The following is a 13,384-nucleotide window of genomic DNA, read 5'->3' as shown; positions in this document are numbered from 1 at the left end:
TGCGATCGGGTCCGAGCGCTAGCCGCAGTTCGGGCGGCAGGTGCGCTGCGAGAGCGCGTCGACGAGCACGGTGCCGAGGTCCTCGGGCTTCGACGCCGAGTAGGCGGCGCCCTTCGTCGCCTGGGCGATGCGCTGCATGGCGGCCAGGTCGGTGTCGGGGCCGAAGCCGATCATGATGACCGGCACGGGCTTCGACGGATCGTCGATCTTCGCGAGCTCGGCGAGCAGGGTGTCGAGGTCGATGCCGTTCTCGTCCTCGTTCCTGCCGTCGGTGATGAGCAGCACCGAGTTCACCTTCTCGGGATCGTACGACTCGCGCACCCGCTGCACGGCGGCGAGCGTGGTGTCGTAGAGGCCGGTCGCGCCGCCGAGCCGGCTCGGCAGGGACTGGATGATCCCGCCGATCTCCTGCTTGTGCGCGAGGTCGGCGAGCGGGGCGATCGGCGAGAGGTCCTCCCAGTCGACGTCGCCGTTGCGGGCCGTCGAGAACACCCAGACGCCCATCTCGACCTCGCCCGAGAACTTCTCCATCGCGCCGATCGCGGCCTGCTGGAAGATGTCGATCCGGCGCAGGCCGTTCTCGGCCGGTTCCTCCATCGAGCCCGACACGTCGATCACCGCCAGCATGCGCGAACGCAGCGTCAGCACGGCCCAGGCACGCAGGATCTCGAGCTGGGCCGCCGCGTCGAGGTCGGCAGCGGCCACTGCCGGGCCATCGGCCGCGAGTCCGGGAACGTCGATCGTGCCGGTGCCGTCGCCCGCGCGGAAGCCCGCGGCGGAGAGCCGGTCGGTGTCCGACCGCGCCGCCTTCTCGAAGGCGGCGAGCAGGGCGGCTCGGGTCTCCGCCGCATCGGCGACGCCGTCGGCCGTCGCACCGCCCGCGTCGCCACCGGACCGAGCCGGGAGGCGCACGAGCGGGTACTCGACGAGCACGGTGCCGTCGGCCGGGTAGGCGGCGACGAGCGTCTCGGCGGGATCGTCGAGGTTGAAGCCCGCGACCTGCGCCTCGGTCGTGACCACCACGCTCGGTTGCGGCGCGGTCGACAGGGCGCCGAAGGCGGCGCTCGTCGAGGCGGGGATGGACTTGCCGAGCTCGATCATCGCCCCGGCGAACTGCCGCGGGTCATCGGGCGACGAGTGCCCGCGTAGCGCGAGGAGACCGGCGAGGCTCGCGGACGACGCCTCGGGGTTGGGCAGGATGGTCGGGAGGGCGCCTCCCAGCACCCTCGTCCACGTGACCGGGGCGCTGGCGATCTCGGCCGCCTTGGTCGCCGCCGCCGCGAACACCACCGGAGTGGCGGCGATCGGCTCGCCGACCTCGACGTCGGGCGCGGTCTGCCCGAGCGAGGCGGCCGTCGCCGACATGCGGTCCACCCAGACGCTCGACTCCGGGACCCAGGCGTCGGCGTCGACGCCGCCGGAGGCGACCACGGCGGCGGTGTCGGCCGAGTCCTGCGGCTTGACGACCGTCTCGACGCACGTCTCGGACGCCTCGTCGAAGTCCTTCGCGATGTCGGCGAGCGCCGGCGCGATGGAGGTGTCGGCGATCACGACGAGCTGCTCGCGCTCGAGGCATCCCGACTCCGCCGCAGCGAACAGCGGGTTCAGGTGGCCGCCGACCCAGAGGAAAACGCCGGAGGCGACGATACCGACGACCGCGAATGCGGCGATGAGGGAAAGGATGAGCGCTCGCCCCGGCCTCTTCGCCGGGGCCTTGACGCTGTGACGCCCCACGGACACTCCAAGCCCGACGGCACCGTGTCGCCGTCGAATCCCTGTGCTGAACGGGTTCCCCCGTCCAGGGGGAGGGTCCACTCAGCATAGGCGACCCGACTCGATACGCGAACTTCGCTCGGGATCTGGAAAACGCGGGTCGGATGACCCCCAGTCATCCGACCCGCTCCCCCGCCCTGGGCGTCGACCCCTCAGTCGTCGCCCAGGCGTCTTGGTGTGTTCTCCGACCCGACGGGTTCGCGTCGGCGTCGTCCACGCCGAGTGCCGCTGCTCCGTCGGATCTCCAACGCTAGGTGGCCCGATCCCGCTGGGACAGGGGTTGACTGGCCGGAGGCCTCACGCTAGACCAAGCTGCAGAGGCCAGCATGCGAACCGGGGGTCCCATGACGATCATCCGAACCGTCCCCGAGGACGAGGCCGAGGGCGAGGTCGCGGCGCTGTACGCCGAGGAGCGCGAGTCGCTCGGGTACGTGCCGACTCACTCGAGGGTGATGGCGATGAACCCGGCGGCGAACCGGGCCTTCGAGGCCCTGGTCGGCTCCGTCGCGACGCCGATGGGCCTCCGCCGCTACGAGCTCGTGACCCTCGCCGCCGCACGCGGCACCGGCTCGCGGCACTGCCGCCTCGCTCACGGCGTGAAGGCGCTCGGCGTGTTCGACGAGGACCAGCTCGAACGCATCGCCCGCGACTACGCCGACGCCGGCCTCAGCGACGCCGAGGTCGCGATGATGCGCTTCGCGGAGCGCGTCGCGCGTGACGCGTCGAACATGAGCGAGGACGACGGCCTGGCGCTGCGCGAGGCCGGGTTCAGCGACCGCGAGATCGTCGACATCGCCATCGCCGCGTCGGCGCGCGTCTACCTCGGGCGCATGCTGCAGGCGCTCGCCGTGGAGGTGGACGTGCCCGAGCGGCTCAGCGACCCACTCCGGGCGGCGCTCGTCGACGGACTCTGACACGCGCGGGCCACCCCGGGCCCGCACCACGGGAGATGGACCACTTCACCGATCGACGCGACGCGGGCCGGCGGCTCGCGCGGGCGTTCGCGGGCCGCACGATCGAGCGCCCCGTCGTGCTGGGGCTGCCCAGGGGCGGCGTGCCCGTCGCGGCGGAGCTGGCGGCGGCACTCCACGCGCCGCTCGACGTGCTCGTCGTGCGCAAGCTCGGGCTCCCCAGGCAGCCCGAGGTGGCGATGGGCGCCATCGGCGAGCGCGGGGCGCGTGTGCTCAACGACGACGTGCTCCGCCACAGCGGCGTCTCGGCGTCGCAGCTCGCCGCCGTCGAGCAGCGCGAGCGCGCAGAGCTCGAGGCACGCGTGGGCCGGTTCCGCGGGGAGGCGCCGCCGGTCGACCTCACGGGGCGGACCGCCGTGATCGTCGACGACGGGGTCGCCACCGGTGCGACCGCACGGGTCGCCAGCCTCGTCGCGCGGGAGCTGGGCGCGGCATCCGTCGTGCTCGCGATGCCGGTCGGCGCACCCGACAGCCTCGCCGAGCTGGCGGCGATGCCCGAGGTCGACGAGGTGGTGTGCCTCTCGGCGCCGCCGGGTTTCATGGCCGTCGGCATGCACTACCTCGATTTCCGGCAGACGGCGGATGCCGAGGTGCAGGAGATCCTCGAAGCGGCCCGGTCGAGCGGCGGCGTGACGGACGGCGGGCCCTCGGGCGGGCGGCCCGACGACTGACGCCGGAGTTCCCCGTCGGGCTGGGCTCAGCGCCGTCCGACCACGATCGTCGCCGCGAGCTCGTCGTCGCGCACGACCCGCGCCTCGAGGCCGCCGGCGGTGACGAGGGCGGTGGTGGTCGGCGCCTGGCGACGGCTCGTCTCGATGAGCAGGTGCCCGCCTGGCGCGAGCCAGTCGGCAGCGGATGCCGCGACGCGACGGTGCACATCGAGCCCGTCGGTTCCGCCGTCGAGTGCCGCGCGGGCCTCGTGGTCGCGCGCCTCGGGCGGCATCATCGCGATCTCGGCCGTGGGCACGTACGGCGCGTTCACGGCGAGCACGTCGACCCGGCCGATCAGGTCGCGCGGCAGCGCGTCGAACAGGTCGCCCGCCACCACGTGCGCGCCGAGCGGCTCGAGGTTGCGGCGGGCGGCCAGCACGGCGGCCGGGTCGACGTCGGCGGCGGTGAGCTCCACCCCGTCGACGGCGTCGACGACGGCCGCGCCGATCGCCCCGGCTCCGCAGCACAGGTCGACGACCACGGGAGCACGTCCCTCGTCGGCGATCGCACCCGCGAGCCGGACGGCCTCGGCGGCGAGCGCCTCGGTGCGACGGCGGGGCACGAACACGCCGGGCTCGAGGAGGATCCGGAGTCCGCCGAACTCGGCCCATCCGAGGAGCTGCTCGAGCGGTTCCCCGTCGACGCGACGCGCGACGAGCCGCTCGAGCTCGTCCGCGGCATCCGCACGACCCTCGACCGCCTGCGCGAGCAGCAGCGCCTCGTCCTCGGCGAAGACGCAGCCGGCGGCGCGCAGGCGCGCGACGAGCGCGGGGTCGGGCAGCGTCTGCGGGGGCATCCTCGCATCGTATGCCTCGCGCGACACCGACGTGCGCCGGTCGCTCGCATGCCATAGAGTGCTCGTCATGACCGCGTCGACCTGCACCTGGTGGCCCGCCTCCTAGGCGGACTCCACGCGTTTCGACGTACGACGACCGCCCGAGGGCGGTCGTTTCGCGTTTCCGGCGTACGACCCGGCCGAGGGCTCGACCGGAGACCGACATGACCCGCCTGCTTTCCTCGCTCCTCGCCTCGACCGAGGCGCCGCCGTTCGCCGTGATCCACCGCGAGCACGACTCGACGCTCGACGTCCTCGTCGGGGCGGTCGTCGACGTCGACCGCCTCGCCGACATCCCGCTCGGCGACGCCGAGGTGCTCGCGCTCGTCCCGTTCCGCCAGGTGCGCGAGCGTGGATTCGCGGCGCACGACGACGGCGCGCCGATCCGCTGCCTCGTCGTGCAGGAACGCGAGTCGGTCGCCGTCGACGACGCCGTGCGACTCCTGCCGCGGCATCCGGTGGTCGTCGACGACTTCGGCGTCGACGTGCGCGACGACGAGTACGCCGCGACCGTGCGTCGCGTGATCGACGACGAGATCGGCCGGGGCGAGGGCGCGAACTTCGTGATCCGGCGCGAGTTCACCGGGTCGACGGATGCCGCGCCGGCGACGGCAGTGCTCGGCTGGCTGCGCGCGCTGCTCGAGCACGAGTCGGGCGCGTACTGGACGTTCGCGCTGTGCACGCCCGGACTCGCCGCAGCGGGGGCGACGCCCGAGCGGCACGTCTCGTCGATCGACGGGGTCGTCTCGATGAACCCGATCAGCGGCACCTTCCGGCACGGCGAGGCCGGCCGCGACGACGACGCGTTCCTCGCCTTCCTCGACGACGTGAAGGAACGGGAGGAGCTCGTCATGGTCGTCGACGAGGAGCTGAAGATGATGAGCGCGGTGTGCCCCGACGGCGGTCGCATCCGGGGCCCGTTCCTCAAGCGGATGTCGCGGCTCACGCACACCGAGTACCTCCTCGAGGGACGGTCGGACCTCGACCCGCGCGAGGTGCTGCGCCGCACGATGTTCGCGCCCACGGTGACCGGCTCGCCGATGGGCAACGCCTGTGCGGTCATCGCACGCCACGAGACGACGCCTCGCGGGTACTACGCCGGCGTGCTCGCTCGCTTCACGCCGCGCGCGGGCGGGGTCGACCTCGACGCGCCGATCCTCATCCGCACGGCGTACCTCGACGGCGCCGGCCGCGTGCGTGTGCCGGTGGGCGCCACGCTCGTACGGCACTCCGACCCCGCGGGCGAGGTCGCCGAGACCCGCGCGAAGGCCGCCGGCGTGCTCACCGCGCTCGGCGCCCTCCCCCGGTCGGCGGGTTCCCATCGCGACCTCGATGCGGTCCGCGTCGACACCCTGCTCGACGCGCGCAACGACCACCTCGCCGCCTTCTGGCGCGCGCCGCAGGCCGCCCGCGCGCCGAGGCGGGCCCGTGCGATGGTGATCGACGCCGGCGACGACTTCACGACGATGCTGGCCCACCAGCTCCGGCACCTCGGTGTCGACGCCGAGGTCGTGCCCTGGCACGCGGCGCCCGATGAGGCATCAGAGGAACTCGTGGTGTTCGGCCCCGGGCCGGGTGACCCGCGCGACCCCGCCGACCCCCGAGTGGCGCGCCTGCGCGAGCTCATCGCCACCCGGCTCGCTGCGGGCCGCCCGATGCTCGCGGTGTGCCTCAGCCACCAGGTGCTCGCCGATCTCGCAGGACTGCCCATCGCCCCGCTCCCGGTGCCGCGGCAGGGCGTGCAACTCGAGGTCGACATCTTCGGTGCCCGGTCCGCGATCGGCTTCTACAACACCTTCGCCGCCTTCGGGCGACCGGGTTCGGAGACCCCGCGGCTCGGGCTCGAGGTGGCCGCGGATGCCACGACCGGCGTCGTGCATGCGATGCGCGGCTCCGGCGTCGCATCCGTGCAGGGGCATCTCGAATCGGTGACGTCACCGGACGGACTCGCGACGCTCGAGCGCCTCCTGAACGACGTCCTCGCAGGTGAGTCGCGGTTTCCGGCGATGATCGGCACTGCCTGCGCCGACGGATGATCCCGCACTCCCGGTCGTTTGGCAAGGCGTTGCGGTCGTCCGTCCCGGGCGATTGGCTGGGGGACACCCCGACTGAGGAGGCGGTTCCCTGTGGAAGCCAGCACCATCATCTGGATCATCGTCGGCATCATCGTCGTCATCGCGATCGTCGTGATCGTCATGCTCGTCACGCGCCGGCGCCGTCATGAGGCGCATCTCGAAGCCGAGCGCAAGAAGGCGGCCGACTTGCGGCAGAACGCGTACGAGTCCGACGTCGCCCGCCGCGAGCGCGAGGCGGATGCCGCGGCCGCAGCGGCCGCAGCCAAGCAGGCCGAGGCCGACGCCATGGCCGCGAAGCTCGAGTCGGAGCGGCTCGCGCGCGAGAGCGCGGCGCACCAGGCCGACGCGCAGCAGCTGCGCACCGAGACCGACGAGCGGCTGCGCAAGGCCGACGCGGTCGACCCCGATGTCGCGACCGACGAGTCGGCAGCGGCGGGCAGCGACACCCGCGATGCGCGGGACGTCCGCGATGACGCCGTCACGCGCGACGAGCGGACGGCGGCCGACGATCGCACGGTCGCCCACGACGAGCGGGCGGATCGCGACGACGCGCACGCCGCCGCTCGCCACGAGGAGGCCGCCGTGCGCGAGCAGGCCGCCGCACGTGACGACGCCACGGTCGCCGATCGCGAGCCCACCGTGGACGCGGCCGGGCACCTTCGCGACACCGACACCGGTCGCCGCGTCTGACGGCGACCGAGCGGCGGGCGACGGAGCGATCCGTCACCCGCCGCTTTCGTCGTGCGGGACTCGGTGCCCTACCTTCCCCCGACCGAGCGCTCGATGAGCACCCGCACCTCGTCGACCAGCTCATCGACGGGTCCCTCGGTCGGCACGCCGGGGGCGATCACCGAGATCGGCAGCGCGGCCACCGGCGAGGGTGCCACGCCACGGGCCGCGCGCCATCCCGCGATCTGGGCGGACGAGGCCGCGAAGACGATGCGGCCCAGACCCACCCAGGCATGGGCCGCCGAGCACATCGGGCAGTGCTCCCCCGACGTGTAGACGGTGGCTCCGGCGCGCTCCTCGCGCGTGAGGTGCGCCGCCGCCCAGCGGGCGATCTCGAACTCGGGATGCCGCGTGTCGTCGCCCGTGCTCGCCTCGCGGTTGCGGTCGGCGAACCGCTCGACGCCGTCGGCGTCGACGAGCACCGATCCGAACGGGCCGTCGCCCGAATCAGCGGCTTCGCGCGCGTGCGCGACCGCACGGCGGAGGTGGATGAGGTCGGTCTCGGAGATGGACATGACTCGAGTCTGCCGAGCCACCGCCCTGATCGCGAGGGGCAGGACCGTTCGAGTGGGTGCGCGGAGCGCGGTGTCGGTGAGGCCGCGCCGTCACCCGAGGGCGATGAGCGCCGCGAGCGTCTCGTCGTCGAGCGGGCGATCCGCGAAGATCAGCCGCTCGAGGTGCGTCGTGTCATCGGGACCAGCCGGCGCATCGCTCGACGCCCCGCTCCAGACGAGCTCGAGCTCGAGCCGCTCGAGCACGCGAATCGACGCCGTGTTGCCCGCCAGCACGCGGGCGGTGACCGGCGTCTCGGGCCGCACCGCGCGCGCCGCGTCGAGCGACACCCGTGCCGCCTCGCGGGCCAGCCCGTGGCCCCACGCCTCGGGGGCGAGCCGGTAGCCGAGGTTCCACGCGTCGAACGCGAGCATCGCCGCACCCGCGGAACCGAGGAACGTGCCCGGGGCGAGGTCGCCGACGGGCTCGCGCAGCACGACGGCGCAGTGCCCGAACCCGGAGGTGCGTCGGCTCTGCATGGAGCGTTCGATCGCTCGCGCGGACTGGCCGCGGCTCGTGTGTCGCCCGCTGGGCAGGTGCTCCCAGGTGCGCGGGTCGCCGTAGACGCGGTGGTAGGCGTCGACGTGGTCGAGTGTGAGCGGCGTGAGCAGGAGGCGGTCGGTGCGGAGGTCGTCGATCATCGTGTCGAGCGTCGCAGCGACCTCCGACATCGGCGCCGGCTGCGCGACCGGCGCGTCACTTGAGCAGGCGCGAGAGCACCCGGTCGGCGAGCGGCTTGCCGCCCGTCTGGCAGGTGGGACAGTACTGGAACGTCGAGTCGGCGAAGATCACCTCGCGCACGGTGTCGCCGCACACCGGGCACGCCTCGCCCGTGCGCCCGTGCACCTGCATGCGCGTGCGCTTGGAGTCCTTCAACTCGTCGGGCCGCCGGCCGGCTGCCGCCGCCATCGCGTCGTCGAGGGTGTCGCGCATCGCGTGGTACAGCCGTTCGACGTCGTCGGGCGTGAGCTTGGCGGCGAGCGCGTAGGGCGACATGCGCGCGTTGTGCAGGATCTCGTCGGAGTACGCGTTGCCGACGCCCGCGAACACGGACTGGTCGCGCAGGAGCCCCTTCACCTGCGTGCGGCGCCCCGCGAGGATGCCGGCGAAGTCGTCGAGCGAGAAATCGGGATCGGTGGGATCGGGTCCGAGCCGCGCGATTCCGGGCACCTCGGAAGGGTCGCGCACGACGTAGACGGCGAGCGACTTCTTGGTGCCGGCCTCGGTGAGGTCGAATCCGGAGCCGTCGTCGAGGCGCACGCGGAGTGCGATCGGGGACTTCCCGGGCCTGATGACGCTCTTCGGCAGCTCGTCGTACCAGCGGAGCCACCCCGCCCGCGCGAGGTGGAACACGAGGTGCAGGCCGCCGGCCTCGAGATCGACGAACTTGCCATGGCGGGATGCCGCATCGATCGTGCGACCCGCGAGCTGCTGCAGCGGCGGGTCGAAGGTCTTCAGGGCCGAGATCGCCGCGACGGTCGCCGACGAGACGGCGCGACCGACCGCGCGCTCGCGGAGGAACCCCACTAGCGCGTCGACCTCGGGCAATTCGGGCACCCAGCCATCGTCTCACCGACCGCCGACACCTGCACCCGGCTCGGTAGCATCGTTCGGGTGATCCAGCCCGTGCTCATCGCCGACGACCTGCTCGTCGACGCGAGCGCCGGCACCATCGTCGGCCGGGCCACCCTCTCGGGCCTCGTGCGCGGCCCCTTCCAGAGCGCGAACCTCGGCTACTGGATCGACGGGGCGCTCAACGGACGCGGCCTGGCCACCGCCGTGGTCGGTGCGTCGCGCGGCGAGCTCGGACTGCATCGCCTGCAGGCGGCGACGCTACGCCACAACGCCGGATCGCAGCGGGTGCTCGAACGCAACGGGTTCGAGCGGATCGGGTCGGCGCCGCGCTACCTGAAGATCGCGGGGCGCTGGCAGGACCACGACCTGTTCCAGCGCATCCTCCACGATTGAGCGGGCGGAACGCGACGCGGCGACCTCATCCGCGCCCATCGGGGCCGGGGTCCGCGTCGGCGTCCGAGTCGGGGTCGGGGTCGTCGGGCTGGGCTCGCGCATCGGCGTCGTCGGGCGGGGCTCCCGCATCGGCAGGGGCGCCCTCGCCGTCGGCGCGTGCCGCCTCCGCGATGGCGTCCGCGAGCTCGGCATCCAGGTCTGGGTCGACGAAGGCGGCGGCGATCGTCTCCTCGGACTCGATCGTGAACTCCACCATCCTCGCGAGCAGCTCCCGCAGGCTCGTCGAGCGCAGCAGCGCGAGCTGGTCGAGGGGGCCGATGGGGGCGATCCCCGCCAGCTGCCATGACGATTCGACCGGATCGTCGGAGAGCTCGGCATCGCCGCCCCACGGCAGTTCCACGAACTCGCTCGCGCGCGAAACGGCGCGACGCACGACGAGCTCCGCCTGCTCGCGCATCCCGCGGAGCGATTCGTCCCACTCGAGCTCCGGCATGTCGCGGACCACGGCCATCGGGTGCGGGTCGTCGTCGAGCCACCGCACGACCTCGATGCGCCGTCCGCCGCGGGCGATCAGGGCGATGTCGTCGTCGAGCGCACCGAGTTCGACGATGCGGGCGACGGTCCCGATGGCGAACCGATGCTCACCGCCGCCGGCCTCGCGACCGCGCTCGATGAGCACCACGCCGAACTCGGCGTCCTCGCCGGTGAGCACGCGCGCGAGCATGACCCGGTAGCGCTCCTCGAAGACGCGGAGCGCCAGGGGCATGTGCGGGAACAGCACCGACCCGAGGGGGAACATCGCGAGGGCTCCCATGCCGGCAGTCAACCACGCGGGACTGGGAGTGGGCCACGGATGCCACGGCGCACGCTGCCGCCGCGGACCGTCGGCGGGCGGGGCGCTCCCCGCCGCTACCGGAGGAGGACGCGAGGGCCTACGATCTCGCTGTGGACCCCAACTCGGCGCGGCAGGTGCTGCGCATCTCCCCCGACACCCCGCTCACCCCCGCACTGATCGAAGGCGCCTATGCCGAGGAGGCGTGGACGCGGCATCCGTCGCGATACCCCGACCCCGAGGGCCGCGCGCAGGCGGAGGAGTGGGCGTCGACCCTGGCGACCGCCCGAGGCGTGCTGCTCGCCCAACTGCCGGCCGTCGCGGCATCCGAACCCGTCGTGGCGCCGGCCGCCGAACGGCGACGCCGAATGTCGCCCTGGGCGATCACGGGCATCGTGGCGGGCGCGGTCGCGGTCGTCGCGCTCCTCTCCTTCGCGGTGATCGGCGGCGTCGGGCTCGTGACGGATGCCGCGGAGACGGTGAACGAGGCGATCGAGGAGGAGGCCGACCGGGGCACCGGCGAGGATCCCGCCGCGCCGCCCGCGGTCGAGCGCTACTCGACGAGCGAGACCCGGTTCACCTTCCCGGCGGCCCTCGAGGTGTATGCCGACGGGCGGTACAACCTCGATTGCCCGTCGGACTTCGCCGACGGCTGCTGGCAGATGGCGCTCTTCACCGAGGCGGACTGCGATGCGCTGGAGGTGGAGCTCGGGTTCTCGAACGACCCCGACGCCCTGCTCCCCGACCACGTCCAGTCGCTCGACGTCGCGGACGTCGTCGGCGACGAAGCCACGCCCCTCGTGTTCGGGCACGACGACTACGAGATCGGCTGGGTCAACCAGGTCACCTGCCTCGACGCCGACGGCTGACGCGCGCGCTCCCGGGTCAGCGCTGACCCCGCGCGCCGATGACCCGCCTCGCAGGTCTGGATCGCGCCGCCCGGACGCCACTAGGGTCGATCCATGTTCATCGACGACGGCAGCGACATCCGTGTGTTCCGGCTCGAGGCCGATGGCGGGCCCATCTCGACGCCCGACGATGCGTCCGACCTGGTGGGAACCGCGTGGTCGCACCAGGCGAACCTCGTGGTCGTGCCCGTCAGGCGACTCGACCCCGAGTTCTTCCGGCTGAGCACGGGGATCGCGGGCGAGATCACGCAGAAGCTCGTGAACTACCGGCTCCGGCTCGCCGTGATGGGCGACATCTCCGAGCACGTTTCGGGAAGCAACGCCCTGCGCGACTTCGTCTGGGAGTCGAACCGGGGCGACCAGATCTGGTTCGTGGCCGACGAGCAGGAGCTCGCGGAGAAGCTGGCGCTCCGAGCCGCGCGCAGTGCATGACGCGCGCGCGGCCGGGCGCGCTCAGCGCCGGACGCGCTCAGCGCCTGAGCGGGCGAGCATCGACGCGCTGTTGGAGGGGTCCTAGTCCTCGAGTCGGAAGCCGACCTTCAGGGTCACCTGGAAGTGCGCGACGCCGCCGTCCTCGACCTCGCCACGCACCGACACCACCTCGAACCAGTCGACGTGGCGCAGGGTCGCGGTCGCTCGCGAGATGGCGTTGCGGATCGCGGTGTCGATGCTCTCGGGCGACGTCCCGACGATCTCGGTGACGCGGTAGACGTGATTGCTCATGATCGGCTCCCCACCCCCGCGCCGTCGCGGGATGCCTCGACCCTAGTGGCCGACGTGCGGCGCCGACCAGTGTCGGTGGTTGCTGAGACACTCTCAGCATGGAGGTCATCGAACTGCCCCAGACCGAACTGCGCGAGACCGAACTGCGCCAGACCGAACTGCGTCAGACTCGTCAGCTGCAGGTGGGCGACACCTTGGTGAACGCCTCCGGCCGCGCTTATGAGGTGACCGGTGTCGCACGCATCGGTCGCGGCATCCGCGTGCAGTACGTCTCCGACGACGGTCGGGCGGGTCGGTTCACCGCAGCGCCCGAGGCGGTGAGCCGCGTGCGGGTCGGCTCGACGTCGCGCGTGGCCTGACACCCGAGCCGAGCTGGGCCGGTCACTCATTTCAGGGGCAGCAGCTCGCCCTGCGTCTGGTCCGTGGGGCAGTACTGCGCCGTCGTGCTGGCGAACGAGAAGTCGCGGATGGTGTCGCCGCAGACGGGGCAGGCCTGCCCCGCGCGGCCGTGCACGCGCATGGAGGCGACCTTGGCCTCCTTGAGCCTGTCGATCGGCACGCCGTGCTGTGCCGCGGTCGCTTCGGAGATGACGCCGACCGTCGCTTCGAAGAGGCGGTCGCGCTCGGCTTCGGTCAGGGCAGCCGCGTGCCCGACGGGCGAGAGCTTCGCCGCGAACAGGATCTCGTCGGAGTAGGCGTTGCCGATGCCGGCGAGCGACTCCTGATCCTGCAGCACCGCCTTGACCTGCTTGCGACGACCCACGACGGCTCGATCGAAGTCCGCTCTGGAGAACTCCGGACGGGCCGGGTCGGGTCCGAGCTTCGCCACGGCGGGTACCTCGCCGGGGTCGTCGACCACCCAGCATCCGAGCGACACCCAGTCCCCCGCGTCGGTGAGCTCGAGGGTGGATCCGTCGTCGAACTCGAGCACCACGAGCGCGGGCGGCGCATCCTCGGCGCTGCCGCGGTCCTCGGCGGCAGGGGCGTCCCCGCCGCCGCCGGCCCAACGGGCCCAGCCGTGCCGGCCGAGCGAGACGACGAGGTGCTGAGCCGCCCCGAACGACAGGTCGACGAGCTTGCCGTACCGCGCCGTGCCGGTCACGGATGCACCGACGAGCGACTCGGGCGGGCGGTTGCGGGTCTTCGTCGTCCGGAACTCGACGACGTCGACACCGGCGAGTGAGCGGCCGGTCAGTCGCTCGCCGACCTCCTCGGCGAGCGCCTCGACCTCTGGCGATTCCGGCATGACGCCAGCCTCCCACGCGACGGCGTCGCGGCGCCAGTGACCCGATTCCGAGTGCCGAGGG

Annotated in this window: 15 protein-coding genes and 1 pseudogene; 8 read left to right on the top strand and 8 right to left on the bottom strand. The window is 72.9% G+C overall.

What is annotated here, in order from left to right; genetic code table 11:
- Nucleotides 1-18: 18 nt before the first annotated feature.
- Nucleotides 19-1,734 carry a VWA domain-containing protein gene (locus EV187_RS07165; RefSeq protein WP_130352406.1) on the bottom strand — a complete coding sequence of 572 codons (1,716 nt, stop codon included), beginning with the start codon at nucleotides 1,732-1,734 and terminating at the stop codon, nucleotides 19-21.
- Between the two features lie 383 nt (nucleotides 1,735-2,117).
- Here EV187_RS07165 and EV187_RS07160 point away from each other — a divergent pair, with 383 nt between their 5' ends.
- Together EV187_RS07160 and EV187_RS07155 are read left to right on the top strand one after the other, a co-directional pair.
- The gene (locus EV187_RS07160) at nucleotides 2,118-2,687 is read left to right on the top strand and encodes a carboxymuconolactone decarboxylase family protein (RefSeq protein WP_130352405.1); all 570 of its coding nucleotides are present in this window, start codon (nucleotides 2,118-2,120) and stop codon (nucleotides 2,685-2,687) included.
- A 35-nt stretch (nucleotides 2,688-2,722) separates the two neighbouring features.
- Nucleotides 2,723-3,415, top strand: coding sequence for a phosphoribosyltransferase (locus EV187_RS07155; RefSeq protein WP_130352404.1), 693 nt, complete (start codon nucleotides 2,723-2,725; stop codon nucleotides 3,413-3,415).
- 26 nt (nucleotides 3,416-3,441) lie between these two features.
- Here the strand turns inward: EV187_RS07155 and EV187_RS07150 are convergent, their stop codons facing one another.
- On the bottom strand, nucleotides 3,442-4,251 hold the full coding sequence (locus tag EV187_RS07150; RefSeq protein ID WP_130352403.1) for a putative protein N(5)-glutamine methyltransferase: 810 nt from the start codon (nucleotides 4,249-4,251) through the stop codon (nucleotides 3,442-3,444).
- Between the two features lie 203 nt (nucleotides 4,252-4,454).
- On the opposite strand from EV187_RS07150, the gene EV187_RS07145 reads away from it, so the two are divergent.
- Together EV187_RS07145 and EV187_RS07140 are read left to right on the top strand one after the other, a co-directional pair.
- The gene (locus EV187_RS07145; protein ID WP_130352402.1) at nucleotides 4,455-6,326 is read left to right on the top strand and encodes an anthranilate synthase family protein; all 1,872 of its coding nucleotides are present in this window, start codon (nucleotides 4,455-4,457) and stop codon (nucleotides 6,324-6,326) included.
- Between the two features lie 90 nt (nucleotides 6,327-6,416).
- Nucleotides 6,417-7,055: a hypothetical protein gene (locus EV187_RS07140; protein ID WP_130352401.1), complete on the top strand. Its 639-nt coding sequence runs from the start codon at nucleotides 6,417-6,419 to the stop codon at nucleotides 7,053-7,055.
- Between the two features lie 68 nt (nucleotides 7,056-7,123).
- Here EV187_RS07140 and EV187_RS07135 read toward each other — a convergent pair whose 3' ends face one another.
- The 3 genes from EV187_RS07135 to EV187_RS07125 form a co-directional block, all read right to left on the bottom strand.
- Nucleotides 7,124-7,609, bottom strand: a complete 486-nt coding sequence (locus EV187_RS07135) for a nucleoside deaminase (RefSeq protein ID WP_130352400.1) — start codon at nucleotides 7,607-7,609, stop codon at nucleotides 7,124-7,126.
- A 90-nt stretch (nucleotides 7,610-7,699) separates the two neighbouring features.
- A complete protein-coding gene (locus EV187_RS07130) occupies nucleotides 7,700-8,317 on the bottom strand; it encodes a GNAT family N-acetyltransferase (protein WP_130352399.1) in 618 nt (205 codons plus the stop codon).
- A 25-nt stretch (nucleotides 8,318-8,342) separates the two neighbouring features.
- Nucleotides 8,343-9,203: an Fpg/Nei family DNA glycosylase gene (locus EV187_RS07125; protein ID WP_130352398.1), complete on the bottom strand. Its 861-nt coding sequence runs from the start codon at nucleotides 9,201-9,203 to the stop codon at nucleotides 8,343-8,345.
- Nucleotides 9,204-9,311: 108 nt separating this feature from the next.
- Here EV187_RS07125 and EV187_RS07120 point away from each other — a divergent pair.
- Nucleotides 9,312-9,614 (top strand): annotated as a pseudogene (locus tag EV187_RS07120) (GNAT family N-acetyltransferase); the annotation flags it as partial.
- Between the two features lie 25 nt (nucleotides 9,615-9,639).
- Here EV187_RS07120 and EV187_RS07115 read toward each other — a convergent pair.
- A complete protein-coding gene (locus tag EV187_RS07115; RefSeq protein ID WP_207221778.1) occupies nucleotides 9,640-10,428 on the bottom strand; it encodes an LON peptidase substrate-binding domain-containing protein in 789 nt (262 codons plus the stop codon).
- A 131-nt stretch (nucleotides 10,429-10,559) separates the two neighbouring features.
- Here EV187_RS07115 and EV187_RS07110 point away from each other — a divergent pair, with 131 nt between their 5' ends.
- Both EV187_RS07110 and EV187_RS07105 read left to right on the top strand, forming a co-directional pair.
- Complete coding sequence (locus tag EV187_RS07110; RefSeq protein WP_130352396.1) at nucleotides 10,560-11,315, top strand: hypothetical protein; 756 nt, start codon at nucleotides 10,560-10,562, stop codon at nucleotides 11,313-11,315.
- A 93-nt stretch (nucleotides 11,316-11,408) separates the two neighbouring features.
- Entirely contained in the window at nucleotides 11,409-11,786 is a 378-nt protein-coding gene (locus tag EV187_RS07105) for a DUF4180 domain-containing protein (RefSeq protein WP_130352395.1), read from the top strand.
- Nucleotides 11,787-11,867: 81 nt separating this feature from the next.
- Here the strand turns inward: EV187_RS07105 and EV187_RS07100 are convergent, their stop codons facing one another.
- Nucleotides 11,868-12,077 (bottom strand): dodecin, encoded by a 210-nt coding sequence (locus EV187_RS07100; RefSeq protein WP_130352394.1) that lies wholly within the window; start codon nucleotides 12,075-12,077, stop codon nucleotides 11,868-11,870.
- 98 nt (nucleotides 12,078-12,175) lie between these two features.
- Here EV187_RS07100 and EV187_RS07095 point away from each other — a divergent pair, with 98 nt between their 5' ends.
- On the top strand, nucleotides 12,176-12,436 hold the full coding sequence (locus EV187_RS07095; protein ID WP_130352393.1) for a hypothetical protein: 261 nt from the start codon (nucleotides 12,176-12,178) through the stop codon (nucleotides 12,434-12,436).
- A gap of 26 nt (nucleotides 12,437-12,462) precedes the next feature.
- On the opposite strand, the gene EV187_RS07090 is transcribed toward EV187_RS07095, so the two are convergent.
- On the bottom strand, nucleotides 12,463-13,323 hold the full coding sequence (locus EV187_RS07090) for a DNA-formamidopyrimidine glycosylase family protein (RefSeq protein WP_130352392.1): 861 nt from the start codon (nucleotides 13,321-13,323) through the stop codon (nucleotides 12,463-12,465).
- Nucleotides 13,324-13,384 lie beyond the last annotated feature (61 nt).

It is taken from the genome of Agromyces ramosus (assembly GCF_004216665.1).
GTDB lineage: Bacteria > Actinomycetota > Actinomycetes > Actinomycetales > Microbacteriaceae > Agromyces > Agromyces ramosus.
This window is presented reverse-complemented; position numbering and strand designations above follow the sequence as displayed.